Here is a 23,836-nt window from a genome sequence, read left to right on the forward strand (position 1 = left end):
GGGGCCCACAGGGACATTTCCTGCGGGCAGGGCCTTCAGCGTCCAGTCAACGACCATGCGTCCTCGCCACCCTCTTCATCGTCGCCGTCGCCGTAGTCAACCGCAAGGGGGCGGCTCGCCAGGTCATCGGCCACAAGATCCCCGCCCCATGACGGATTGGCGTGGGCGTGGTTCGCGTTCGCATTTTCGGCCAGCGCCGCCGTCATCGGATCAACGGCAGCTGGCGACTCTGAAGGTTCGACGCCGGAGCCGCCCGGGATGGGCCCGTCACCGCGGATGGCGGCGAGGGTTTCGGCAAGGTCGTCGGGCTTGACCAGGACATCGCGCGCCTTCGAGCCTTCCGAGGGCCCCACGACGCCGCGGGATTCAAGCAGGTCCATGAGGCGCCCCGCCTTGGCGAAGCCCACGCGCAGCTTGCGCTGGAGCATGGAGGTGGACCCGAACTGCGTGGTGACGACGAGCTCGGTGGCCTGCAGCAGCAGGTCCATGTCATCGCCGATGTCGTCCTCGATGACCTTCTTGGGGGCCTCGACGGAAACATCGTCGCGGTAGGTGGCCTTGAGCTGGCCCTTGACGTGGTCTACGACGGCCTTGATTTCCGCCTCCGTGACCCAGGCACCCTGGACGCGGACGGGCTTTGACTTGCCCATGGGCAGGAACAGGGCGTCACCCTGGCCCAGCAGCTTCTCGGCACCCGGCTGGTCAAGGACCACGCGGGAGTCGGTGACGGATGAGGTGGCAAAGGCCATGCGGGAGGGCACGTTGGCCTTGATCAGGCCCGTGACCACGTCAACCGACGGGCGCTGCGTTGCCAGGACGAGGTGGATGCCTGCGGCACGGGCCAGCTGGGTGATGCGCACGATCGAGTCTTCCACGTCGCGCGGGGCCACCATCATCAGGTCGGCGAGCTCGTCGACTATGACAAGAAGGTACGGGTAGGGCCTGACAATGCGCTTTGAACCTTCGGGCGGGTGCACATTCCCGGCCTTGACTGCCTTGTTGAACTCGTCGATGTGCTTGAAGCCGTAGTTGGCCAGGTCGTCGTAGCGCTGGTCCATTTCACGCACGACCCACTGCAGCGCCTCGGCTGCCTTCTTGGGGTTGGTGATGATGGGCGTGATCAGGTGCGGCACGCCTTCGTAAGCCGTCAGTTCCACGCGCTTGGGGTCGACCATCACCATGCGCACCTCATCGGGGGTGGCCCGCATCAGGATGGAGACAATCATGGAGTTCACAAACGAGGACTTGCCTGCACCGGTGGCACCGGCCACGAGCAGGTGGGGCATCTTGGCCAGGTTGGCCACGACGAATCCGCCTTCGACGTCCTTGCCCACGCCCATGACCATGGGGTGTTCGGTGCGCCGTGCATTGGCCGAGCGCAGCACATCACCCAAAACAACAATTTCCTTGTCGGCGTTGGGGATCTCGATGCCGATGGCGCTCTTGCCCGGGATGGGGCTCAGGATGCGCACATCCGAGGATGCCACGGCATAGGAGATGTTCTTGCTGAGCGCCGTCACCTTCTCAACCTTGGTGCCCGGTGCCAGCTCAATTTCATAGCGGGTCACTGTCGGTCCACGGCTGAAACCTGTGACGGCCGCGTCAACGTTGAACTGCTGCAGGGTGTTGGTCAGGGCTGCCACCACTGTGTCGTTGGCTTCGGTGGCGTCCTTCCCCGGAGGGCCCGCAGGCAGGAAGTCGGATTGGGGCAGCGTGTAGGTGACGTCCCCTGACAGCTGGAGCTGCTCGGAGCGTGCGGGGATGGGCATGGGCGGGGCCATGGGCGGTGCAGGCATGGCCTGGGTGGCGGTTTCGTCGAAGTCGTAGACGCCCGCCCCGGCGTCTGCGCGGATGGAGTTGCCCGCAACGATCCCGATCGCCTCGGTGACCGGCTCGGCGTCGGCGTCGAACACCTCCGATGAGGTGGGCAGGCCCTGGCGGGCCTTGATCTTGTCCGCGGCCAGCTCGTCCCTGGTGGGCCTGCGCACGCCCGGGCGCACCCTGGGCGCGCCCGACGCCGGAACCCGGGTTTCGCCGTCGTCCCCTTCCACAAGCGGGGTCGCGAAGGCCTCGGCGCCCAGGACGTCCTCAAACTCCTCCTCCGGGGCAGCCTTTTGCCGTGCACGCGCTCTGCGCGGCTTCTTCGCCGGCTCCTGGTGGTCGTAAAGGTAGCTTTGGTCATGGCCGTCGCCCTGCGGTTGCCCCTGGAAGCCGGGGTCGGCGCCCATCAGCTTTTCGTAAATGCCGCGCAGGCGCGCAGGAATGTGCCGCACCGGCGTGTTGGTCAGGACCAGGATGCTGGCAAACGCAACGACGGAGAAGAAGACGACTGCCGTGACCGAGCCAAGATTGGCCACAAGACCGCCGCTGAGTGCGCCGACCATGCCGCCGGCGGCGCTGACCTTCTCGAAACCGTCGGCAATGCTGGGGTTGCCGCCCGTTACGTGCGCGATGGCGCATCCGGCCAGTGTCAGGATGGAGAAGCCCAGGGCCACGCGGTTGTTCGTTGACATGTCGGAGGGCTGGCGGAAGACCAGCACGGAGAAAATCAGGAGCATGGGAGGCAGCATCACGGCGAACCAGCCAAAGCTGCCCTGGAGCACGCCGCGCACGCCGTCGGCGAAGGCCCCTGTCAGACCCCACCAGTCAAAGATGGCGATAACCAGGGCCAGCACAAAGAAGAGCAGCCCCGCACCGTCGCGGCGTTCCTCTGCCGGCATGGTGCTTTTGTCTGTGCCCATGCGGCGGATGGCCGCGCCGACCAGGTGTCCTAGTCCCTGCCAGATCGACACGGCCATGCGCAGCGGCCACACCAAATGAACCTCGGGCTCGGGCGCGGAAGGTTTGCTGCGGGACACCGGTGTCTTCGTGGTCTTGGGGGTGCGCGATGAAGCGCCGCCCTGGTGACCGGAGGACGGACGGGCGGGGGAAGAACGAGTCGCCATGCTTCAACGGTACCGCCCGCAGCGCGGAATCATGCGGATTTGACCGCTAAACCACTCGTGGTGACGGGCACAGCGCCGGGGCACGGGGCGCCCATTTCGCCGCTGACGGGTCCGCGCCGACTGGAACTGCCTCCTGCATCGGCCGGGCTTATGCCTCGAGGACCACCGGGATGATCATGGGGCGGCGGCGCAGCTTGCGGTTGACCCAGGTGCCGATCACGCGGCGCACCACTTGCTGGAGCTGGTGTGTTGTGTGGTCGGAGCTGGCCATGACTGCTTCCTCAAGGGCTGCGGCGATCTTGGGCTTGATTTCATCAAACACGGAATCGTCCTCGGCAACACCACGGGCATGGATGTCGGGCCCGGTGACGATCTTCCCCGTGGCGCGGTTAACCACGGTGATGATGGAGATGAACCCTTCATCGCCCAGCACGCGGCGGTCCTTGAGGTCGTCGTCGGTGATCTCGCCGACGCTCTGTCCATCAACGTACACGAATCCGCACTCGACCTGGCCCACTATCTGGGCCACGCCGTCCTTGAGGTCAATGACTGAGCCGTCGTCCGTGAGCAGCACGTTTTCCGCAGGCACCCCAGAGGCGATGGCGATGTTGGCGTTGGCGATCAGGTGGCGGGTCTCCCCATGGACAGGCATGACGTTCTTCGGCGTGAGGATGTTGTAGCAGTACAACAGCTCGCCGGCAGCCGCGTGACCGGAAACGTGCACCTTGGCGGTGCCCTTGTGGATGACGTCGGCGCCCAGCTTCAACAGGCCGTTGATGATCCGGAAAACGGCGTTTTCGTTGCCGGGGATCAGCGATGAGGCAAGGATGACGGTGTCGCCTTTGCCCACGACGATCTTGTGGTCCCCGTTGGCCATGCGGGAAAGGGCCGCCATGGGCTCGCCCTGGGACCCTGTGGACATCAGGACCACCTGCTCATCGGGCAGGTTGCCTACATTTTTCAGGTCCACCAGTACGTCCTCGGGGACGTGCAGGTAGCCGAGCTTTGAGGCAATGGCCATGTTGCGCACCATGGAGCGCCCCACGAAGGCCACCTTGCGGTTGTGCTTCACTGCGGCGTTGAGCACCTGCTGCACGCGGTGCACATGCGAGGAGAAGCTGGCCACGATGATGCGCTTGCTGGCTTTGCCGAACAATGCCTCCAGCGTGGGGCCGATCTCGGCCTCGCTGGTGGTGAAGCCTGGAACGTCGGCGTTCGTGGAGTCAACCAGGAACAGGTCCACACCCTCTTCACCCAGCCGGGCAAAGTGGCGCAGGTCGGTGATGCGCCCGTCCAACGGCAGCTGGTCCATCTTGAAGTCGCCCGTATGCAGCACGGAGCCGCCCTCGGTGCGGATGAACACGGCCAGCGCGTCGGGGATGGAGTGGTTCACGGCAACGAACTCACACTGGAACGGGCCGAGCTGTTCCACCTGTTCCTCCTTGACAGTGAGCGTCCAGGGCTTGATGCGGTGCTCCATGAGCTTCGCTTCAATGAACGCCAGGGTCAGCTGCGAACCGATCAGGGGGATGTCAGCGCGCAAACGCAGAAGGTACGGGACGGCGCCGATGTGGTCTTCGTGGCCATGGGTCAGGACAAGGCCGACGACGTCGTCGAGCCTGTCCTTGATGTAGGAGAAGTCCGGCAGGATCACGTCAACGCCTGGCTGGTCCTCCTCGGGGAAGAGCACGCCGCAGTCAACGATGAGCAGCTTGCCGTCCATTTCGAAGACGGTCATGTTCCGGCCGATTTCACCGATGCCGCCCAGGGGAACAATCCGCAGCGTCCCCTTGGCCAGTTCAGGAGGGGTGCGCAGTCCGGGCTCGGTCATTTGGGTCATGCTTACACTTCCATTCCAGCTTCCGCGAGGTCAGCTTTGATCATGGCGATCTCGGCCTCGCCAGGCTCCACGAGGGGCAGCCGGACGACCGAGTTGGACAGGATTCCCTGCCACTTAAGAATTTGTTTGACGGCCACCGCGCCCTGGACGTGGCCCATGGTGGCCCTGATGAACGGGTCCAGCTCAAAGTGGTACCTGCGCGCTGTTGCGAAGTCCCCGGCCGCTGCGGCATCGATGAGGGCACGGAACTGCTTGGCCGCAATGTGCGCCGTCACACTGACAAGCCCGACGGCGCCTGCCGCCATGAGCGGGAGCGTCAGTCCGTCGTCGCCCGAGTAGACATCAAGGTCGGTGTTGGCCAGTACACGGCTTGTTTCGGTGAAGTCGGCCTTGGCGTCCTTCAGGGCTGTGATCCGCGGGTGATCGGCCAGCTTGATGATGGTTTCGGTGGTGATGGGCACACCGGAGCGGCCCGGAATGTCGTACAACATCACGGGCAGATCAGTAGAATTGGCGATCGCCTCAAAATGGGCCTGGATGCCGGCCTGGCTGGGCTTATTGTAATACGGGGTCACGATGAGCAGTCCATCAATGTCCAGCTTGGCGGCACGCTGGGACAGGCTGACGGAGTGGCGGGTGTCGTTGGTTCCGGTTCCGGCGATGACACGTGCGCGGCCGCCGACGGCGTCGATGACTGCCTGGAACATGCCCAGGTTTTCCTCATCGGTCAGTGTGGAGGTTTCGCCCGTGGTTCCCGTGACGAGAATGCCGTCGCAGCCGTCGTCGACTAGCTTGCTGGCCAGTTCCCCGGCGGCCTGATAGTCCACTGCCCCATCGGCGGTGAAGGGGGTGACCATGGCGGGCACCAAAGTGCCGAACGGACGCGGGGAGATTTCAGAGGCAGACATACCTAAAACGTTACCTGCTACTTGGTGTTTTTCTGCAACGCTGCGACCGTGCCGGTCACCAAAATGAGCCGGGACGCAAGAATATACTTCGCTCATCAACGTTTTCCATCCGCATTCCCCGCCCCGCAAGGCGTTGCTGGCCGCGACTGCGGCTGTCGCCCAAGAGTCAGCAGCGGTGGGTGCGGTTGCGTTGCTATTCCGGGAGGACGGGCTCCAGGCGAGGGAGCATGTCCGGGAGCTTCTGGGCGTAGGTCCGCTCATCCTTCACGATTCGGTCAGGGCTTTCCGGATCGATCGGAACCAACCCCTCAAGCAAATCCCCTGACCCCGAGAACGGGATCCACACCTCCACCACCGGTCCATCGTCACGGCTGTTGTCAGTGTCGCGGGCACGGTCACGACTTGTGCCGCCGGTAAGCCGTTGCCGGCACCCTTGCCGCCGTCGGAGGTTCCGGTTGGCGGCGCGGCGCGGCCAACGATGGCCATGAACTCCTCATGCTGGGCGATCGTGATATGCCCGCCGATGCCGACCAAGCCCCGGTAAGTTATCTCGAAGAAGATGCCCACCTTCGCCAGCAGGTCAGCATGGGAAGGTTTTTGCCCGCCCGGCCTGTATCAACGTGGTTTCAACCTCGGCCTAGATGTCCGGGTCGATGCGCCCGTTCTCGGCCAACCGTTCGGCTTCCTGCACAACCACGCCCCCAGCACACCCTGTGGAGGACCCCGCCCCCAACGAGTCCTGTGCGGTCCACCGTGCAACGGGGTCATTTCAGGACCAGCGCTGGATTTGCTGAGGGAGGGATTCGCAAAACACGACAGGTTGTAACCGAGCGTCACGGAAAACACGACAGGAAGTAACCGAGCGTCAGAGGGACCGCAGGAAGGGGAGCCATTCCGCCAGCACCGGGGCCGGGGGCACCAGCGTTGAACCGTGGTTGCGCCCGGGCAGTTCAACCAGCCGTGCGTTGGGCATCAACTCCACTGCCCGCCGCGAGTCCTCGAGCCGGGCCCTGTCCTCTGTTCCGGCCATGAGCAGGGCAGGGATGGTGATGGCAGCAATCTCATGCTCGGGAACGGCGGGGTCGGCCTCTGTTTGGGCGAAATAGGCCCGCAGGGCAGCGGCGTCATTGGCAAGGAAGGCTGCCCGGGTCTGCGCCTCGAGGGGGCGCCCAATCCGCGCCTCCCAGCCCTGGACAAAGGCGTCCATGGCGCCGGAGCCGAGGGCGGCGTCGTACTCCTGAAAGAAAAGCCGCCCGATGCTGCCTGGCTGGATCCGGAAAGTGCCGCCCAGTGTTGTCAGCGACAGCAGCCGCTCGGGCGCGGCTACGGCCAGTGAAAAGCCCAGCCGGGCACCCACCGAGTAGCCGCCATAGTGGGCCTTGTGCACGCCGGCGTCGTCGAGGACGGCGAGGGCGTCGGCCACGAGGGTGTCCATGACGTAGTCGGCCGGGGTGTGCGGCTTGCCGCTACGGCCATGGCCGCGCAGGTCCATGGTGATGACCCGGTAGTTGTCGCGGAACGCCTTGGTGTAGCCGAATCCGCGCCAAATTGCCTTGCTCAGCGCACTTCCGTGAACCAGCAGAAGGGGCGCGCCCTCCCCCACTGCGTCATAGGCAAGTTCGACGCCGTCGTGCGGGTTCCGTGCGACGGGCATGGCTAGCGCTGCCTGAACAAGGAGACGGCGTCGCGCATGGCCTTGCGGGCGCGCTTGCGATCCCCGGCTGCGTCATAGGCGCAGGAGAGCCTGAACCAGGAACGCCAGTCCTGCGGCGCAGCCTGGGCCTCCACCTTGTACTTTTCAAACTCGGCGTCCGCAGCTTCACGGATGATCCGCCCGGCGGGGGTGCGGGGAAGGTTGTCCACCGGCAGGCCGCCCTCGGCCTCAAGGACCTTTGCCATCTGCTCGGTTCTGGCGCCGAAGGCCAGTTCGCTGACGAGCGCCCAGGCGGCAACCAGCGGGATGAGCAGGTAGGCGGCGCCCAGGAGCTTGGCGATCCAGTCGGGGTCACCCAGCAACAGGACGGCGCGCTGCACCATGACGACCATGTAAAAGACGAGCAGCAGCGCAATCAGCGCCACCCAGATCTTGGTCTTGGTGATTTTTAATTTCGGCCCCTTCGCTGCGGGCCCGGCGGCATTGTCCACAGGCTTAGCCTTCCAGGTCAAGGTAGCCGTCAAGGCCAACCGTCAGGCCCGGGCGGGTGCCCACGGTCCTGACACCCAGCAGGACGCCGGGCATGAACGATTCGTGGTTGAAGGAGTCGTGGCGGATGGTCAGTGCCTCACCGTGGCTGCCGAACAGGATTTCCTGGTGGGCGACGAGGCCGGCCAGCCTGACGCTGTGGACGGGGACGCCGTCAATCAAGGCTCCGCGGGCGCCGTCGAGCTCGGTTTCGGTGGCATCGGGCGCAGCCGGAACGCCTGCGGCGGCGCGGGCGGCGGCAACGAGCGCGGCGGTGCGCAGCGCGGTTCCGGACGGCGCATCGACCTTGCGCGGGTGGTGCAGCTCGATGATTTCAACGGAGTCGAAGTACTTGGCTGCCTTCGCGGCAAAGTGCGTTGCCAGCACCGAGCCAAGGGCAAAGTTGGGTGCGATCAGCACACCCGTTGGGCTGTGCTGTGCCAGCAGTTCCTCAAGGTCGCCAAGCCGTTGTGCATCCCAGCCGGTGGTGCCGACCACCGCATGGATGCCGTGCTCAACGGCAAAGCGCACGTTGGCTTCGGTGGAATCGGGCACTGTCAAATCGACCACGACCTGCGCGCCTGTCTCAACGAGCACATCGAGGGCGTCGTTGCGGCCCAGTGCGGCCACCAATTCCATGTCCGGCGCCGCTTCGATGGCCGCAACGGCAGCCGTTCCCATTCGTCCCTTGGCGCCGAGCACGGCCACCTTCAGCATTTCACTCATGCGTTTAAGACTACTGGTTTTCCGGCAAGCCCCGCTCCGCCTGCGGCAGGTTGCCGGCACCCACCCATTCAGCGGTCCCGTCGGTGAAGAACTGCTCCTTCCAAATGGGCACCCCGGCCTTAACCCGCTCAACCAACTCCGAGCACAGCTCGAAGGCTTCGGCCCGGTGGGAGGAGGCGACGGCGCACACGAGTGCCGGTTCGCCTATTTCCAGCGGCCCCACCCTGTGGGCAATCCAGATGCGCACGGGATGTCCGCTCGGGTCCCGCATCCCTTCGACCAGGGAGTCGATGATGCCCTGGAGCACGCTGGCCGCGAGGGGGTGCGAACTGTAGCTCAAACGAGCGACCTGCCGTCCCCCGTCGTGGTTCCGCACGACGCCGCTGAAGGAGACGACCGCGCCGGCCGTGTCGGATTCCACCGCGGCGATCGCGGCGTCGACGGATATGGGTTCGGCGCTGAGTCCGGCGTAAACGACGTCAACATTAATGCCCATGGTGTCCGCCAACCTGGTCGATCATGTGCTTGATGATGGGATCGAGCACCGCCAGCCCGTCCATGACGCCCGAGGGCGATCCTGGCAAATTCACGATCACTGTCTTGCCCGCGAGACCTGCGTGGCCACGGCTCAGCGACGCCATGGGTGTCTTGGCCAGCCCGGTTGCGCGCATGGCCTCCATGATTCCGGGGATTTCCCGGTCAAGCAGCGGCAATGTCATTTCGGGGGTCTGGTCATCCGGACTCAGCCCTGTCCCCCCGCTTGTCAGTACGACCGCGGGATGTTGGGCCAGCACGGCCCGTAACGCCGCCCCTACCGGGGCACCGTCAGGGACCACGACGGGGGCCAACGGCTCGAAACCGTGCTCACGGAGCCAGTCAACAATGATGGGACCGGTCGTGTCGTCATAGACACCAAGGGCTGCGCGGGTGGAGGCGATGACCACCGCTGCCGTGCCCAGCTGCGTGCCGGGTTCGCAGGCGCTCATGCTGACTGCCCCTCTGCCGCAACGGCTGCCGGTCCAGAACCGGCGACCCAGTCCCCGCTCTTGCCGCCACGCTTGGCGAGCACGCGGATGCCCGATATGACTGCGTGCTTGTCCACCGCCTTGATCATGTCGTACACGCTCAGCGCAGCAACTGAAACGGCTGTCAGTGCCTCCATCTCAACTCCTGTCACCCCACGGGTCTTCACCGTCGCCAACACGGTGACGGCGGTTTCGCCCAGTTCAAAGTCAACAGTGACCTTTGATATGGGCAGCGGGTGGCAGAGGGGAATCAGCTCGGAAGTCTTTTTGGCGCCCATGATGCCGGCAACGCGGGCCACGGCCAGGGCGTCGCCCTTGGGCAGCCCGCCCTCACCGAGGAGCCTCATGACGTCGCAGGTGGTCTCCACGGTGCCCGTGGCGGTTGCTTCGCGGATGGTTTCGGCCTTGGCCGACACGTCCACCATGGCGGCGGTGCCGTCGCGGCGCAGGTGGGTCAGGGAAGGGGCATCTGAGGTAGTCACAACAGCCATACTTCCACTTTTGCCCCGGCCTGCAATTCGGTGACGCCCGAGGGGATGTTGATGAGGGCGTTGGCCTGGGCCAGGGAGCCCAGCAAATGGGAGGACTCCCCGCCAACCTCGCGGACGGATGCGGCGGATTCAAATTCCGGCCCGGAGTAGATGCCCCGGCGGATCTGGTGCTTTCCCAGTGGCGAGGATATTGCGTGTTCCAGTATGGCGATCACCTGGTGCCGCCGGACAGGAGCCCCCAGCACTGCCGACAGCGCAGGTCGCAGGAAGAGTTCAAAGGACACAAACGCGCTGACGGGATTGCCGGGGAAGCCAAGGAACGGGACGCCCCTGAATGTGCCCAGCCCTTGAGGGCCGCCGGGCTGCAGGGCCACCGGGAGGAATTCCATCTCAGCTGCGCTGCCGGCTGCACCCAGGGCCTGCCGCACCACTTCAAAGGCTCCGGCGCTGATCCCGCCCACTGACATCACAAAGTCATACCCGGGAGACGGTTTCCCCAATCCGCCCAGCACCACCCCAACGCTGGCCTCCAACAGGCGCAGCAGGGCCGCCGGGTCGTCGTTGATCACCTCGGAATGCACCACTTCCACCCCCGCTTCCTGCAAGCAGGCGTTCAGGAGCGCCTCGTTGGCATCAAAAATCATGCCGGCCGGCAGTCCGTCGGCGGCGGCAGGATCTCCGGGCGCAAGGACTTCATCGCCGGTGGTCAGCAGCAGCACCCTCGCCCTGCGCCTGACCGCCAGCTCGGTGCAGCCAAGCGCGGCGGCAAGGCCCAGATGGGCGGCATTGAGCACGGTTCCGGCGGCGATGACCACCGACCCGCGCTGGACGTCGCTCCCCTGGCCGCGCACAAATTTGCCCGCAGGGGTTCCCGGCAGCCCGACGGTTTCACCCGCGGCGGCAAACCGGGCCGGAACGGCCCGTTCAATCGGGACAACGGCGTTGGCGCCGGGCGGAATCATGGCCCCGGTCATGATGGGGGCGGCTTCGCCAGGAAGCAGCTCCGTGGGAACGGCCCCGGCCGGAATGGTTTCGGCAACCCGGTAGGAGGTTGATTCGGAAGAATCAATGCTTTCAGGTTGCCCAGAGGGGATGTGAATGGCGTACCCGTCCATCTGCGAGTTCGCGAACGGTGGCAGGTCAAGGGGCGCCACCAAGTCATCGGCGAGCACACGCCCGAGGGCCTGACGCAGCGCGACGGAGGCGCCGCCGTCGTTCATCACCGAGGCAGGCTGCGCGGCCCAGCTTTGCCGCAAAAGCCGCTCAACGGCCTGCTGGTGTTCGGCGACAGTTCTACGCATGACATCCTTCCCTCGGGCGCCGCGCGGCACCCCGTTTCCACCCATCCTAGGTGAGGGGCCAGACAGACGCCGGGTGCGGCGGGCCGTTTGCTGGCCTCAACCCGCCCCCATACCCACGAATGAGTCGATGAATCTTCCCTCAAGCGTGGGTTGGCTGCTCGATGACCCCGTCCGGGAACCCAATAATGGCGTAGCGTGGAACCATGGATACCGAACGCGTCACCTTGGGCATGCCGGAAGTGCGCCCCGGAACTTCCGAGTCTGGCAGCCCCCGCTCCGGCGCCCTTCGCACCGGCGGCGCCGAAACAGGCTTACTGGACCAGTTCGGGCGGGTCGCCACCGACATGCGTCTGTCGCTGACGGACAAGTGCAACCTGCGCTGCCAGTACTGCATGCCTGAAGCCGGGCTTGACTGGCTGAAGAAGGACAAGCTGCTCACGGCGGCGGAGATTGTCAGGCTCGTGGGGATTGGGGTCGAGCGGCTCGGTGTGCGCGAGCTGCGCCTGACAGGTGGTGAGCCGCTTGTCCGTGCAGACCTCGTGGAGATCATTGCCGCACTGCGTCAAAACCACCCGTCCCTGCCCATCTCGCTGACGACCAACGGCGTGGGCTTGGCGAAAAAGGCCCAGGCCCTGGCCGATGCCGGGCTGAGTCGGCTCAACGTTTCAATGGACACCCTGCACCACGACGCCTTCCTGCAGCTGACCCGGCGGCCGTTTCTTGACCAGGTGCTGGCAGGGATCGAGGCCGCATCAGCCGCCGGGCTCGCGCCGATCAAGATCAACGCCGTCCTGCTGCGCGGCATCAATGACGGCCATGCCGCCGAGCTCCTGCAGTGGAGCCTTGACCGTGGCTACGAGCTGCGTTTCATCGAACAAATGCCGTTGGACGCCGACCACGGCTGGACCCGCGAGGGCATGATCACCGCTGCCGAAATCCGCACCCTCCTCTCCGGCACCTTCGAGCTTGCGCCAGATCCCAGGTCCCGCGACGGCGCCCCCGCCGAACGATTCGAGGTCCGCCACCGTGGATCGGATGCGCTGTTGGGGACAGTTGGCATCATCGCCTCGGTCACCGAACCGTTTTGCGCGGACTGCCGCCGCACCCGCATCACCGCCGAGGGCAAGGTCATGAGCTGCCTGTTCTCCCGCACCGAGGTCGATTTGCTCGCCCTGCTGCGTGCAGGGGCATCGACGGAGGACGACGACGCCGTCGCCTCCCGCTGGCAGGACGCCATGTGGGCTAAACCCCGCGCCCACGGAATGGGACACCCTGGATTGGGAGATGCAGACTTTGTGCAGCCCGACCGCAGCATGAGTGCCATTGGAGGATGAGCATGAACGTACGTTTCTTTGCAGCCGCCGCAGCGGCCACAGGGGTTGAGGAACACCGTGTTGACCTTGCCACGCTGGCCGGGACCGACCCGTTCACCTTGGCGGACCTGGCCGCGGCACTCGTGGCGAGCTATCCGGCGTCGGCCTCAAGCCACACGCCGCCGCTGGCTGACGTCCTGACACGGTGCAGCTTCCTGGTCAACGAGGTCTCAACGAGGGATCTTGCCTCGGAGCTGAACGCCGGGGACGTGGTTGACGTCCTCCCCCCGTTTGCTGGCGGCTAACAGCTCCGGCCGGGGCCCGTTCACCACCCCCCGAATAATCGAACGTACAGTTAATGCCCATGTTCTCCCGGAACATGGGCATTAACTGTACGTTCGATTTAGGTTATTGCACGGGTAGTCTTTACAGACCGAAGGTTTCGGATTCCTGGAACGGACCAACCACTGTGATGGTGCGCGGGGAGGCCGCCAGTTCGCGGGCGAGGTCCTGGACCTCGGCAGCGGTGACCTTGCGGATGCGTTCCAGCGATTCATCGGTATCCATGAATTCGCCGGTGACGATCTCGGCACGGCCCAGACGCGACATGCGGGATCCGCTGTCTTCCAGGGCCAGGACGATACCGCCGGAGAGTTGGCCCAACGCCTTGGCGAGCTCGGCCTGGCTCACCCCGTGCTCGGCCAGCTTTTCCAGTTCGGCGCTCAGCAGGCCGATGACCTGGCCCACCTTGGCCGGTGCGCAGCCGGCGTACATGCCGAAGTAGCCGGTGTCGGCGTAGGAGGAAGCGAAGGAGTAGGTGGAGTACACCAGGCCGCGCTTCTCGCGAATCTCCTGGAACAGCCGCGAGGACATGCCGCCGCCCAGGACAGAGTTCAACACGCTCATCACAAAGCGGCGTGAATCAGTGGCCCGCAGCGAGGGGCAGCCGAGGATGATGTTGGCCTGCTCGACCTGGCGCTTGACCACATGCAACCCGGCCGTCCCGGAAACCTCAACAGCGTCATTGGCGCGGCGCGGCGCGGGGACAACGCCTTCGTCGAGGGACCATCCCGCCGTGCGCAGTGCCTTGAGCACCTGGGCGCAGACGTCCTCATGGTCGAGGCCGCCGGCCGCGGTGATGACAAGCGTCTCGGGCCGGTAGTGCTTTTGGTAGTGCGACCACACGGATTCGCGGGGCACGGCCAGGATGGCTTCCGGGGTTCCGCCAATGGGGCGGCCCAGTGCATGGCCGCCCATGACGGCGGCCACAAATTGTTCGTGGGCAACGTCGGTGGGGTCGTCGCCATCCATGGCGATCTCCTCCAGGATGACGTCGCGTTCCTGCTCAAGCTCGGCCGGATCAATCACGGCTGAGGTGACCATGTCGGCGATGACGTCGATGGCCATGGGCAGATCGGTGTCCAGCACGCGTGCGTAGTAGCAGGTGCTTTCCTTGGCCGTTGCGGCATTGGACTCGCCGCCCACCTCGTCAAAGGCGGAGGCAATTTCCAACGCCGTGCGGCGCTTGGTTCCCTTGAACAGCAGGTGTTCAAGGAAATGGGTTGAGCCGTGTTGGCCCTCGGTTTCATCCCGAGAGCCAACACCAACCCAGAACCCGATTGTCGCACTGCGCTGCCCGGGCATGGCCTCGGTCAGTACCCGCACACCGCCGGGAAGGACGGAGCGGCGCACTACTGAGCCGCCCACCTGTCCGGAAATCAGTGTGGAGTCATCGGAGGCCGAGCCATCGGCAGCGCTTGTCAGCGGCAAAAGGGTGATCGCCATGAATTACTCTGCAGCGCCTTCGGTAACTTCTTCTTCAGCAGCGTTCTCTTCTTCGGCAACAACCGGTGAGAGTGAGAGCTTGCCGCGGTCATCGATCTTGGTGATTTCAACCTGGATCTTCTGGCCGACGGAAACCACGTCATCAACGTTGTCCACGCGCTTGCCATTGGCCAGCTTGCGGAGCTCGGAGATGTGCAGCAGACCATCCTTGCCCGGTGTGAGCGAGATGAACGCACCGAATGTGGTGGTCTTGACAACTGTGCCCAGGTAACGCTCGCCAATTTCAGGAACCTGAGGGTTGGCGATTGCGTTGATCGCTGACCGAGCGGCGTCAGCTGACGGGCCGTTCGTTGCACCGATGTAAACCGTGCCGTCATCTTCAATGGAGATGTCTGCGCCGGTGTCTTCCTGGATCTGGTTGATCATCTTGCCCTTGGGCCCAATGACCTCGCCGATCTTATCAACGGGGATCTTGACCGAGATGACGCGGGGCGCGAACTCGGAGAGCTCGTCCGGTACGTCGATGGCGCTGGTCAGGACGCTCAGGATGTGCAGGCGGGCTTCGCGGGCCTGCTTCAGGGCTGCGGCCAAAACCGAGGCCGGGATGCCGTCGAGCTTGGTGTCCAGCTGGATGGCCGTGACGAACTCTGCGGTACCTGCAACCTTGAAGTCCATGTCGCCGAAGGCATCTTCGGCGCCGAGGATGTCGGTGAGAGCTGCGTAGCGGGTCTGGCCGTCAACCTGGTCGGAGACCAGGCCCATGGCGATGCCTGCAACGGGGGCCTTCAGCGGCACGCCGGCGTTCAGCAGCGACAGGGTCGATGCGCAAACGGAACCCATGGAGGTTGAGCCGTTGGAGCTCAGTGCCTCGGATACCTGGCGGATGGCGTAGGGGAATTCTTCACGCGTCGGCAGCACCGGCATGATGGCGCGCTCAGCCAGGGCACCGTGACCGATTTCGCGGCGCTTGGGCGAGCCCACACGGCCGGTTTCACCGGTGGAGTACGGCGGGAAGTTGTAGTTGTGCATGTAGCGCTTGCGCGTTACAGGGCTCAGCGAGTCAATCTGCTGTTCCATCTTCAACATGTTCAACGTGGTGACACCCAGGATCTGGGTCTCGCCGCGTTCGAAGATTGCGGAGCCGTGCACGCGGGGCAGAACCTCAACCTCGGCGGTGAGCTGGCGGATGTCCGTCAGTCCACGGCCGTCGATGCGGACCTGCTCGGTGAGGATGCGCTGGCGGATGACCTGCTTGGTGACCGAGCGGAAGGCTGCGGAGAGTTCCTTCTCGCGGCCTTCGAAGGCGCCGGCCAGTGCTGCAAGGGTCTGATCCTTCAAGGCGTCGGAGGCGTTGTCGCGATCCTGCTTGTCGGCGATGGTGAACACGGCGGCCAGCTTGGTGGCTGCAGCTGCTTCAACGGCGGCGTAGGCGTCATCTTCGTAGTCAAGGAAGACGGGGAACTCAACGGTGGGCTTGGCTGCGCGTGCTGCCAGGTCCGCCTGTGCCTCGCACAGGGCCTTGATGAACGGCTTTGCGGCCTCCAGGCCCTCGGAAACAACCTCTTCGGTGGGGGCCTGGTGGCCCTGTTCCTTGATGAGCTTCCAGGAGTTGTCGGTCGCTTCGGCTTCAACCATCATGATGGCGACGTCGTCACCGGCAACCTTGCCGGCAACAACCATGTTGAACACGGCGTTTTCCAGCTCGGAGTGCTTCGGGAAGGCAACCCACTGGGGGCCCTTGCCGTCGTCGATCAGGGCAACGCGGACGCCGCCGATGGGGCCGGAGAACGGCAGGCCGGAGAGCTGCGTTGACATGGAGGACGCGTTGATGGCGACCACGTCGTAGAGCACGTCGGGGTTGATGGCCAGAACCGTGACAACGACCTGGACCTCGTTGCGCAGGCCCTTGACGAATGCCGGGCGCAGCGGGCGGTCCATCAGGCGGCAGGCCAGGATGGCTTCCGTCGAGGGACGGCCTTCGCGGCGGAAGAAGCTGCCCGGGATGCGGCCGGCGGCGTACATGCGCTCTTCCACATCAACGGTCAGCGGGAAGAAGTCGAAGCCTTCACGCGGGTGCTTGCCGGCCGTGGTGGCCGAAAGCAGGACGGTGTCTTCGTCAATGTAGACCATGGCTGCGCCGGCGGCCTGCTGGGCAAGACGGCCGGTTTCGAAGCGGATGACCCGCTTGCCGTAGCGACCGTTGTCAATGACGGCCTCTGAATACTGAATCTCGGGACCCTCCATATGAGAGTCACCTCCATTTCCTGGTAGATGTTCTTTTGAACCCCGGCCAAGGAACGGCTCCGGGCATTCTTCCCAGGATCACCACCGGATCGTGCTGTGGCTCTCTGTACAACACCCGGTCTTCGATCGAGGCCCACGGGCGTGAAGCGTAACGCTTCATCCCGGAGGCCACTACCGAGGACCGCGAATGCGTGAATGCGTCGGTCGTGCCCTTGAACGTGCTGGGGTGCCTGCAGAGCAGCAACGCTGGTGCAGTAATGCCGGTGTGCCCGCCGCCTCAGCGGCAGGAACACCCTTCACAATATGGGTTCCCACACTGTGAAAGGCGGCCTTCCAGCACCAGGTGACACGAAGTCACCGGCAGGTGGAAGGCCGCCTTTGTCCACAGACTAGCGACGCAGGCCGAGGCGCTCGATGAGCGCACGGTAACGCGTGATGTCAGTGTCCTTGAGGTAGCCAAGCAGGCGACGACGGCGACCAACCAGGCCCATGAGGCCGCGGCGGGTGTGGTGGTCGTGCTTGTGCATCTTCAGGTGCTCGGTCAAGTCGGCGATGCGACGTGAGAGCATGGCAACCTGAACTTCAGGTGAACCGGTGTCACCCTCAACAGTTGCGAAAGCCTGCATGATTTCTTGCTTTACAGCGGCGGTCAATGCCACAAGTAACTCCTAGATATGTGCCGTGAGCATGATCCCGGCCCGTGGCAACTGCTTGCCGTGAACACAGGGGAATCCAGCAACCACGGACTGCAGCCGGACCCAAGGAACCAGTTTACGGCAGGGCAAGGGGTTAAGTCGAAGTGGCCCGGGCCCGACCGGGCAGTCTGAACGTGTTCGGCCCAAAAGTTCAGCCTAGAATCGCGCGGCTCTGCTCGACGTCGTGGTGCATCTGCTCTATGAGGGCCTCAGCTCCGGTGTAGGCGACCATGCCGCGCAGCCGTTTCACGAATTCAACCACCACATGCCGCCCGTACAGGTTGAAGGCCTCCACCGGCTCCTGCGGCCTGTCGATGACAAACGCCTCGACCTGCCGGCTCACACCGACGAAGGTGGGGTTGGAGCCAACGGATATGGCGGCCGGCCAGCGGTGTCCGTCGTCGTCGGTCAACCAGCCTGCATACACGCCGTCGGCCGGGATGATCCCGCACGCATCGGGAGAAAGGTTTGCCGTGGGGAATCCCAGCTCGCGCCCGCGGGCGGCGCCGTGCACCACCTCCCCGCTCATGGTGTGCGAACGGCCGAGCACCTGCGCGGCGGTGTCGACGTCGCCCTTGTGCAGTGCCTCCCGGACCCAGGTTGAGGACCAGCGGCGGTCGTGGCCCTCGTCATTGACAACCACGACGTCGAACCCCAGGTCCGCACCCAGGCTCACCATGGTTGCCAGATCGCCCGAGTTTGCCCTGCCAAACCTGACATCGTGTCCCACGACCACGGTGCAGGCGCCCAGGGTGTCGACGAAGACATTGCGGACAAATTCCTCGGCAGTTTGTTGGGCAAACTCAAGGGTGTAGGGCAGGATGAGGACACCGTCCAGGCCCAGGGATTCCATGGCGGCGAGCTTGTCTGGCAGGCCCATGATTTGTGCGGGCGCGCTCTCGGGGCGGTGAATCAGTGCCGGGTGCGGGTCAAAGGTCAGCGCGACCGACAGCGCGCCGCGGGCCTTTGCCTCGGCACGGACCTGTCCGAGAACTTCCTGGTGCCCCAGGTGCAGGCCGTCAAAATTGCCCAGGGTAACCACACAGGGGCCAAAGTCCCGGGGAACCTCGTCCAAGGAGTTCCAAATCTGCACTACGTTTCCCTCATCCATTCGGTGGCTTGCGCCCTGTGTCCAATCGCGGCCGCTGCCGACGCTCCGTGCGGTGTCCGCACCGGGCGAAGCAGAGCCGCCGCCGTTCCTAGATTACCTGCTGAGCGGAGCCGGTCCCGTCCAGGGTTCCCGCGGCGCATGTTCCTCACCGGCGGCAAGGGACAGCACCCAGCGGTCAGCCGGCGTGCCGCGGTCGTTGTAGTCACCGCGAAGCTGCCCGTCAAAGGTGAAACCCAGCTTCCAGGCAAGCTTCCTGCTGCCCCAATTGGGCACCAGGGCGTGCCAGTGCACATAGGCCAGGTTTAGCTGGTTGAAGGCGTAGTCAAGGAGCAGCCTTGCGGCGGCTTCGGCGGTGCCGGTGCCGCGGTTACCGGCACCGATGTTAATGCCGACGGCGGCCGTGCCTGGGTTCGGGCACTGCAGGTCGACCGTGCCAAGCAGGGTGTCGGTTTCGGCATGGGCGACGGCGAACGTCAGGGTTTCCCCTGTGCGCCAGCCTTTGGGCGTGATGTTCTTGATGAAGTCGATGGCATGATCCATCGTGTAGTCCAGCGGAATGGTGGTCCACCGGACGGATTCGGGGTCACGGCAGATCTCCACCAGCTGCCCGGCGTCGGCCATGGCCGGCGCGCGGAGCACAACCGTGGGGCCGCGCAGCACGGGCACGACGGGGGTGGGGTCCAGGTTGGTACCCCTGGAATGTCCCTGCCGGCTGCCGTCCGTGTCGTGGCTGTCCTGCCCGGTGAGCTTGTCCCGCCCCGCCCATTGCCGTGCGCTTTGGGTGAACATCAGGCCGTCGGCGACCTCGCCGCCCACGTGGCCAAAACCGGGAATTTCAGCAGCGAGCACAAATCCGCACCGCCCGGCGAGCGAGACACTGCCGAGGTTGCCCGAGGTGCAGCGCCAGTGCAGGATCTCAAGGCCAAGCGTGCCGTAGGCATAGTCGCACAGCAGCCTAATGGCCCGTCCGGCGCTTCCGGTGCCGCGTCCGGCCGGAAGCATCTTGATCCCAACACTTGCCGATCCGCCCTTGGGCGTCCGGAAGAGATCCTGCAGGCTCAGGGTCCCGACGACTTCCCCGGTCTTGGCCCCTGCCATTCGTTGAACAATGGCAAAGCGCAGGCTGCTGCCGTTGTCCCACCCGGCCGCAATGGATCCTTCAATGAAGTCAACGGCCCGGGCCGGGTCCATGTCGGCAACGGAGCCGGACCACAGGACGTTCAACGGGTCACTGTGGATGGCGGCAAACGCCGGGGCGTCGACGGCTGTGAAGCGGCGCAGCGAGACTGCCCCATCCACAAGCACGGGGTCTGGCCCCGAATGCCGGCCGGCCGTCATCTCACTTCGCTTCGGGGTGCCGGCGCAGCCAGATCAGGCCGATGATGGGCAGCAGCAGCGGGATGTAGCCGTAGCCTTGACCAAACTTGCTCCAAACACTTGCATGCTCGAACGCGGCCGCGTCAACAAAGCTCAGCGTACCGACCACCAGGACACCCAGCAGCTCAATGCAGATGGCAACCGTGGCGACCCTGGCCCACATGGCGCCCGGCTTTGCCAGTGCCACGGTGGCCACGATGTACACGACGGCGGCGAACGCCGAAAGGAGGTAGGCGAGCGGGGCGTCGGCGAACTGGGTGGCGATCTGGTAGCCGGCGCGGGCAGAGGCCGATATGGCGAAAACGGCGTAGACGGTGATCAGCAGCCGTCCCGCGCCCGAGGTGCGCCCGTGGGGGGCTTGTGCTTCGGCCTTTTCGGCGTTGTTCTTGTCGACCTTGTTGAAGAAACTCATAGTCCAAATCCTTGTTGCAGGGGGTTCAAAGCCTGCGCGGCTTGTGCGAGAACGGGTGTTCCGTACCAAATCTGGGCCATGCGGGCCATCATGACCACGACCGTTACGCCCACGGCACCCATGACGTAGTTGGACCAGAACGTGCGTTCCATCATGGCCCAGTAGAAACCGGCGACAGGGAGGGCTGCGGCTGTGAACATGTAGCCCCAGAACTCCCAGGCCTCCCCCGCCAGGTGCGCCCCGCCAGACAGCCTGACAATCGAGCCGATCGCATAAGCCACAATGAAAAGTTCGACGGCGATCAGCGCCAGGAGCGTGACGTCGTTCGGCTTCTTTTTCATCACCGCTGCAACGATGCACACGATGGTGGAGGCCAGCCCGACGATGGCGCCACTGATGAACCAGGCGTCAAGGGTCATGTGGTGGGCTCCGTGTCCGCATCGGGTGCTACGGGAGCGGCTGCCTGCGGTTCAGGGTCTGGCGGGAACACGAGGACGGGCTTGGCGTATTTGCCGGCGTCGGCCAACAGGGCCACGAGGGTTCCGTCGGGAGCAAAGGCAGCGGCGGGCTCCGCGACTGTGTGCATGCCGTCGGCGCTGGCCGGGATGCGGCGGCCAAAGGAAAGCTCCACGGCTTCCTCGGCACTGAGCTCGCGCACGGGCATGAGGGCGCGGGCGGCATCTGCAATGTCCAGGATGCGCAGATCGTCCGCGAGTTCTTCAAGGGTGCGGGCCTGGTCCAGCGTGTACGGTCCAACGGCGCTGCGGCGCAGGGCTGTGAGGTGTCCGCCAACTCCAAGCCCGGCGCCCAGGTCCCGGGCCAGGGCCCGGATGTACGTTCCCGAGGAACAGCGCACGGTGACGTCAATGTCTACGTATGTCACGCCGTCGGGCGTCACGGAATCCCCGGCGGCATCGGCCGTGACACCGTGGCGGATCGCCCGGACGTCGAAGGCGTGGATGGTGACGGGGCGGGCGGCCAGCTTGACCTCTTCGCCGGAGCGGACGCGCGCATAGGCACGTTCGCCGTTGACCTTGATGGCGCTGACGCTGCTGGGCACCTGCGAGATGGGTCCGCGGAGCACGCCGATGCCGGTCTCGATGGCCTCATCGGTGACGGCGTCGGTCGGGGCGGTGGCCGTGACCTCGCCCTCGGCGTCGTCGGTGATGGTGGTGGCGCCGAGGCGGATGGTTGCCTCGTAGGTCTTGGAGGTGCCCACGATGTACGTCAGCAATCGGGTGGCCTTGTTGATGCCCACCACCAGGACGCCTGTTGCCATGGGGTCGAGGGTGCCTGCGTGCCCGACTTTTCGGGTCCCTGCAAGCCTTCGCATCCGGCCGACCACATCGTGGCTGGTCCATCCCTGCGGTTTGTCTACGATTACCAGTCCAGAAAGCACGCTTTGAAGTATATCCGTACCGGGGCCTGACCTTGTCAGCGGCTGCGGCCGACAGGAAAACTTTTTGACCGTAGGTATTGACCTGCTTTAGGATTGAACCACTTGTTTGCCCACCCCCTGGAGGTTGTGCGCGGCAAGATCGCCGGAATGATGGTCCTGGGGGCAAAGATCCACGTCGCCTGTTAAAGGTTGAATGCCAGGGCGCGGCGTTTTTTGCCAGGACCTGGCACCATAATTCCCAACCCGTCATCACCGGGCCCTCCCAGCAAGGGATCATTATGAGGTCAAGAATTGCGGCCATCGCTGCCGCCTGCGCATTTGCCGTGGTCATCTCTGCCAGTCCTGCGTTTGCCCATCCCGGCAACAGCGCCGGATCCGGCCATCCCGGCCACCACCCCTCCCCCGTCACCGAGGTTGCCTCCCAGCTGATCACTCCGCTGAAGGTTGCCTTTGGCCCGAAGGGCAGCTTCCTTGTGGCGGAGTCCTTCGCCGGTCGGCTCACCAGCATTTCGAGCAAGGGCGTGAAGACGACGGTCGTCAACGCACCCGGGCAGGAAATCGCGGGCGTCTCCTATAAGGACGGCTCAACCTACTATTTCAACAACGACATGGGAACGGGACCGGAACCAGGTGGCCAGCTGCTTCCTGCGAGGCTGATGAAGATCGACCATCACGGGAACACCCGGCAGATGGCCGACCTGAGTATCTTCGAAGCCGCAAACAATCCGGATGGAAACACCGTCTATGGGGTCCGGGACGCTTCGGCTGACTGCCTGGCCCAGGCCCCGTACCTGCAGCAGACGGGCGAGGTCTTCTCCCACCCGTACTCATCGGCACCCGTCGAGAATGGCGTGTACGTGGGCGATGCCGGAGCCAATGCCATCCTGTACGTCAGCAACACCGGAAAGGTGAGGCTCGTCAAGGCACTTCCGGCAGAACCGATCACTATTGATGCCTCAGTGGTGGCCGTTGCGTCCAACATGGGAATGGTCATCCCGGACTGCATGCTGGGCTTGCAGTACTATGCACAGGCGGTGCCCACCGATGTCGAGGTTGACGGATCGTGGCTCTACTACACCGTCCTGCCCGGCGTGCCGGGGGAAAGCCTGGGTATGGGCAAGGCCTACAGGACCAACCTGCACAGCGGCACCACGCAGCTGTTGGCACAGGGGTTGGCCGCACCGACGGGCATCGCCGTTGACCGCAACGACAACGTCTATGTGGCCCAGTTGATGGGCGACGGTGTCAGCGTCATCAAGAAGGGCAAGGTCACCAATGTCCTGCCCGCCGTGATGGCCTCGGATGTGGCAATCAGCGGTTCCACGCTGGCAGCCCTCACGAACGCCCTTGCCGAAACCGGTGGCAGCCTGATCACGAAGGGATTGCGGTAACCGCACCAAAAATGCCATGGTTTGACACAATTGCCGGGGTTCAAACCCCGGCAATTGTGTCAAACCATGGCATTTGTCACACACGGGTCATTCTTGCCCTGCCCCGGCGGCATCGCGCATGGCGAGGCTATGCCTCTTCGGTGTCGTCCTCGTCCTTCTTGTACGGGTCTGCCTCGCCTGCGAACTCGGCGTTGGCTGAGATCTCCGCCAGCTTGGCGTCGCGTTCCTTGGCGACCCGCAGCAGGGCTTCCAGGTTGGAGGCGTTCTCCGGGATTTCGTCGGCAACGAACTCAAGTGTGGGCGTCAGGCGCACAGTGATGTTCTTGCCGACTTCTGCACGAAGCACACCCTTGGCGCGCTCCAGGCCGATCTTTGCCTCGGTGCTGGCAGTCTCGTCACCGAAAACGGTGTAGTAGATGGTGGCGTGCTGCAGGTCGTTGGTGACACGGGCGTCGGTGACGGTTATGCCTTCAACGCGGGGATCCTTGACCCTTGAGCGAAGGCCCACGGCCACCACAACCTTGATGCGCTGCGCCAACTTTGATGCGCGGGCTGAATCAGCCATGATGAACTCCTTAGAAGATGAAAGACAAGGATGGTCTAAGGACCATCCTAGGGAAACAAAGCCGGTTGGGCGCCCATGTGGACGCCCAACCGGCTGTGCAGGGCCTACGACGTGCGTTGGGCCAAC

General features: G+C 64.6%; 22 protein-coding genes. 3 read left to right on the top strand and 19 right to left on the bottom strand.

Annotation, left to right across the window (positions count from 1 at the left end):
• Positions 1-35: 35 nt before the first annotated feature.
• The 10 genes from AAGW05_RS07140 to glp form a co-directional block, all read right to left on the bottom strand.
• Positions 36-2,945, bottom strand: coding sequence for a DNA translocase FtsK 4TM domain-containing protein (locus AAGW05_RS07140; protein ID WP_411803804.1), 2,910 nt, complete (start codon positions 2,943-2,945; stop codon positions 36-38).
• Between the two features lie 148 nt (positions 2,946-3,093).
• The gene (locus tag AAGW05_RS07145; protein ID WP_411803805.1) at positions 3,094-4,785 is read right to left on the bottom strand and encodes a ribonuclease J; all 1,692 of its coding nucleotides are present in this window, start codon (positions 4,783-4,785) and stop codon (positions 3,094-3,096) included.
• Between the two features lie 2 nt (positions 4,786-4,787).
• A complete protein-coding gene (dapA, locus tag AAGW05_RS07150) occupies positions 4,788-5,693 on the bottom strand; it encodes a 4-hydroxy-tetrahydrodipicolinate synthase (RefSeq protein ID WP_411803806.1) in 906 nt (301 codons plus the stop codon).
• Between the two features lie 865 nt (positions 5,694-6,558).
• Positions 6,559-7,347, bottom strand: coding sequence for an alpha/beta fold hydrolase (locus AAGW05_RS07155; protein WP_411803807.1), 789 nt, complete (start codon positions 7,345-7,347; stop codon positions 6,559-6,561).
• A gap of 2 nt (positions 7,348-7,349) precedes the next feature.
• Complete coding sequence (locus tag AAGW05_RS07160) at positions 7,350-7,739, bottom strand: hypothetical protein (protein WP_411803940.1); 390 nt, start codon at positions 7,737-7,739, stop codon at positions 7,350-7,352.
• 103 nt (positions 7,740-7,842) lie between these two features.
• Positions 7,843-8,601: a 4-hydroxy-tetrahydrodipicolinate reductase gene (gene dapB, locus AAGW05_RS07165; protein ID WP_411803808.1), complete on the bottom strand. Its 759-nt coding sequence runs from the start codon at positions 8,599-8,601 to the stop codon at positions 7,843-7,845.
• Between the two features lie 10 nt (positions 8,602-8,611).
• Positions 8,612-9,097 (bottom strand): molybdenum cofactor biosynthesis protein MoaE, encoded by a 486-nt coding sequence (locus AAGW05_RS07170; protein WP_411803809.1) that lies wholly within the window; start codon positions 9,095-9,097, stop codon positions 8,612-8,614.
• Positions 9,087-9,587: a molybdenum cofactor biosynthesis protein B gene (locus AAGW05_RS07175; RefSeq protein ID WP_411803810.1), complete on the bottom strand. Its 501-nt coding sequence runs from the start codon at positions 9,585-9,587 to the stop codon at positions 9,087-9,089. The genes AAGW05_RS07170 and AAGW05_RS07175 overlap by 11 nt, the downstream gene beginning before the upstream one ends.
• The gene (gene moaC, locus AAGW05_RS07180; protein WP_411803811.1) at positions 9,584-10,117 is read right to left on the bottom strand and encodes a cyclic pyranopterin monophosphate synthase MoaC; all 534 of its coding nucleotides are present in this window, start codon (positions 10,115-10,117) and stop codon (positions 9,584-9,586) included. Before moaC ends, AAGW05_RS07175 begins: the two co-directional genes overlap by 4 nt.
• The gene (glp, locus tag AAGW05_RS07185; protein ID WP_411803812.1) at positions 10,105-11,418 is read right to left on the bottom strand and encodes a gephyrin-like molybdotransferase Glp; all 1,314 of its coding nucleotides are present in this window, start codon (positions 11,416-11,418) and stop codon (positions 10,105-10,107) included. Before glp ends, moaC begins: the two co-directional genes overlap by 13 nt.
• Positions 11,419-11,648: 230 nt before the next feature.
• Between glp and moaA the strand changes: the two genes are divergently transcribed.
• Together moaA and AAGW05_RS07195 are read left to right on the top strand one after the other, a co-directional pair.
• The gene (gene moaA, locus AAGW05_RS07190) at positions 11,649-12,752 is read left to right on the top strand and encodes a GTP 3',8-cyclase MoaA (protein WP_411803941.1); all 1,104 of its coding nucleotides are present in this window, start codon (positions 11,649-11,651) and stop codon (positions 12,750-12,752) included.
• A gap of 2 nt (positions 12,753-12,754) precedes the next feature.
• Positions 12,755-13,036 carry a MoaD/ThiS family protein gene (locus tag AAGW05_RS07195; protein WP_411803813.1) on the top strand — a complete coding sequence of 94 codons (282 nt, stop codon included), beginning with the start codon at positions 12,755-12,757 and terminating at the stop codon, positions 13,034-13,036.
• Positions 13,037-13,157: 121 nt separating this feature from the next.
• Here the strand turns inward: AAGW05_RS07195 and AAGW05_RS07200 are convergent, their stop codons facing one another.
• From AAGW05_RS07200 to truB, 8 genes are all read right to left on the bottom strand, one after another.
• On the bottom strand, positions 13,158-14,516 hold the full coding sequence (locus AAGW05_RS07200) for a M16 family metallopeptidase (protein ID WP_411803814.1): 1,359 nt from the start codon (positions 14,514-14,516) through the stop codon (positions 13,158-13,160).
• A gap of 3 nt (positions 14,517-14,519) precedes the next feature.
• Positions 14,520-16,760: a polyribonucleotide nucleotidyltransferase gene (locus AAGW05_RS07205; RefSeq protein WP_411803815.1), complete on the bottom strand. Its 2,241-nt coding sequence runs from the start codon at positions 16,758-16,760 to the stop codon at positions 14,520-14,522.
• 389 nt (positions 16,761-17,149) lie between these two features.
• Positions 17,150-17,419 carry a 30S ribosomal protein S15 gene (gene rpsO / locus AAGW05_RS07210; protein WP_411803816.1) on the bottom strand — a complete coding sequence of 90 codons (270 nt, stop codon included), beginning with the start codon at positions 17,417-17,419 and terminating at the stop codon, positions 17,150-17,152.
• A gap of 187 nt (positions 17,420-17,606) precedes the next feature.
• Positions 17,607-18,566 carry a bifunctional riboflavin kinase/FAD synthetase gene (locus AAGW05_RS07215; RefSeq protein WP_411803817.1) on the bottom strand — a complete coding sequence of 320 codons (960 nt, stop codon included), beginning with the start codon at positions 18,564-18,566 and terminating at the stop codon, positions 17,607-17,609.
• A 93-nt stretch (positions 18,567-18,659) separates the two neighbouring features.
• Entirely contained in the window at positions 18,660-19,904 is a 1,245-nt protein-coding gene (locus tag AAGW05_RS07220) for a GNAT family N-acetyltransferase (protein WP_411803818.1), read from the bottom strand.
• 1 nt (position 19,905) lies between these two features.
• Positions 19,906-20,355 carry a hypothetical protein gene (locus tag AAGW05_RS07225; RefSeq protein WP_411803819.1) on the bottom strand — a complete coding sequence of 150 codons (450 nt, stop codon included), beginning with the start codon at positions 20,353-20,355 and terminating at the stop codon, positions 19,906-19,908.
• Positions 20,352-20,774 (bottom strand): hypothetical protein, encoded by a 423-nt coding sequence (locus AAGW05_RS07230; protein ID WP_411803820.1) that lies wholly within the window; start codon positions 20,772-20,774, stop codon positions 20,352-20,354. Before AAGW05_RS07230 ends, AAGW05_RS07225 begins: the two co-directional genes overlap by 4 nt.
• Positions 20,771-21,754 (bottom strand): tRNA pseudouridine(55) synthase TruB, encoded by a 984-nt coding sequence (gene truB, locus AAGW05_RS07235; RefSeq protein ID WP_411803821.1) that lies wholly within the window; start codon positions 21,752-21,754, stop codon positions 20,771-20,773. Before truB ends, AAGW05_RS07230 begins: the two co-directional genes overlap by 4 nt.
• A 278-nt stretch (positions 21,755-22,032) precedes the next feature.
• Here truB and AAGW05_RS07240 point away from each other — a divergent pair, with 278 nt between their 5' ends.
• Positions 22,033-23,145 (top strand): ScyD/ScyE family protein, encoded by a 1,113-nt coding sequence (locus AAGW05_RS07240; protein ID WP_411803822.1) that lies wholly within the window; start codon positions 22,033-22,035, stop codon positions 23,143-23,145.
• A 127-nt stretch (positions 23,146-23,272) separates the two neighbouring features.
• Here AAGW05_RS07240 and rbfA read toward each other — a convergent pair whose 3' ends face one another.
• Positions 23,273-23,710 (bottom strand): 30S ribosome-binding factor RbfA, encoded by a 438-nt coding sequence (gene rbfA, locus AAGW05_RS07245; protein WP_411803823.1) that lies wholly within the window; start codon positions 23,708-23,710, stop codon positions 23,273-23,275.
• Positions 23,711-23,836: the final 126 nt, after the last annotated feature.

This window comes from Arthrobacter sp. LAPM80, assembly GCF_046736435.1.
Lineage (GTDB): Bacteria > Actinomycetota > Actinomycetes > Actinomycetales > Micrococcaceae > Specibacter.

What these genes read in the sequence shown, in the direction of transcription:
- AAGW05_RS07140 (WP_411803804.1), bottom strand. Translation starts at nt 2,945, where the DNA reads ATGGCGACTCGTTCTTCCCCCGCCCGTCCGTCCTCCGGTCACCAGGGC.
- AAGW05_RS07145 (WP_411803805.1), bottom strand. Translation starts at nt 4,785, where the DNA reads ATGACCCAAATGACCGAGCCCGGACTGCGCACCCCTCCTGAACTGGCC.
- dapA (WP_411803806.1), bottom strand. Translation starts at nt 5,693, where the DNA reads ATGTCTGCCTCTGAAATCTCCCCGCGTCCGTTCGGCACTTTGGTGCCC.
- AAGW05_RS07155 (WP_411803807.1), bottom strand. Translation starts at nt 7,347, where the DNA reads ATGCCCGTCGCACGGAACCCGCACGACGGCGTCGAACTTGCCTATGAC.
- AAGW05_RS07160 (WP_411803940.1), bottom strand. Translation starts at nt 7,739, where the DNA reads ATGGTCGTCATGGTGCAGCGCGCCGTCCTGTTGCTGGGTGACCCCGAC.
- dapB (WP_411803808.1), bottom strand. Translation starts at nt 8,601, where the DNA reads ATGAGTGAAATGCTGAAGGTGGCCGTGCTCGGCGCCAAGGGACGAATG.
- AAGW05_RS07170 (WP_411803809.1), bottom strand. Translation starts at nt 9,097, where the DNA reads ATGGGCATTAATGTTGACGTCGTTTACGCCGGACTCAGCGCCGAACCC.
- AAGW05_RS07175 (WP_411803810.1), bottom strand. Translation starts at nt 9,587, where the DNA reads ATGAGCGCCTGCGAACCCGGCACGCAGCTGGGCACGGCAGCGGTGGTC.
- moaC (WP_411803811.1), bottom strand. Translation starts at nt 10,117, where the DNA reads ATGGCTGTTGTGACTACCTCAGATGCCCCTTCCCTGACCCACCTGCGC.
- glp (WP_411803812.1), bottom strand. Translation starts at nt 11,418, where the DNA reads ATGCGTAGAACTGTCGCCGAACACCAGCAGGCCGTTGAGCGGCTTTTG.
- moaA (WP_411803941.1), top strand. Translation starts at nt 11,649, where the DNA reads ATGCCGGAAGTGCGCCCCGGAACTTCCGAGTCTGGCAGCCCCCGCTCC.
- AAGW05_RS07195 (WP_411803813.1), top strand. Translation starts at nt 12,755, where the DNA reads ATGAACGTACGTTTCTTTGCAGCCGCCGCAGCGGCCACAGGGGTTGAG.
- AAGW05_RS07200 (WP_411803814.1), bottom strand. Translation starts at nt 14,516, where the DNA reads ATGGCGATCACCCTTTTGCCGCTGACAAGCGCTGCCGATGGCTCGGCC.
- AAGW05_RS07205 (WP_411803815.1), bottom strand. Translation starts at nt 16,760, where the DNA reads ATGGAGGGTCCCGAGATTCAGTATTCAGAGGCCGTCATTGACAACGGT.
- AAGW05_RS07215 (WP_411803817.1), bottom strand. Translation starts at nt 18,566, where the DNA reads ATGGATGAGGGAAACGTAGTGCAGATTTGGAACTCCTTGGACGAGGTT.
- AAGW05_RS07220 (WP_411803818.1), bottom strand. Translation starts at nt 19,904, where the DNA reads ATGACGGCCGGCCGGCATTCGGGGCCAGACCCCGTGCTTGTGGATGGG.
- AAGW05_RS07225 (WP_411803819.1), bottom strand. Translation starts at nt 20,355, where the DNA reads ATGAGTTTCTTCAACAAGGTCGACAAGAACAACGCCGAAAAGGCCGAA.
- AAGW05_RS07230 (WP_411803820.1), bottom strand. Translation starts at nt 20,774, where the DNA reads ATGACCCTTGACGCCTGGTTCATCAGTGGCGCCATCGTCGGGCTGGCC.
- AAGW05_RS07240 (WP_411803822.1), top strand. Translation starts at nt 22,033, where the DNA reads ATGAGGTCAAGAATTGCGGCCATCGCTGCCGCCTGCGCATTTGCCGTG.
- rbfA (WP_411803823.1), bottom strand. Translation starts at nt 23,710, where the DNA reads ATGGCTGATTCAGCCCGCGCATCAAAGTTGGCGCAGCGCATCAAGGTT.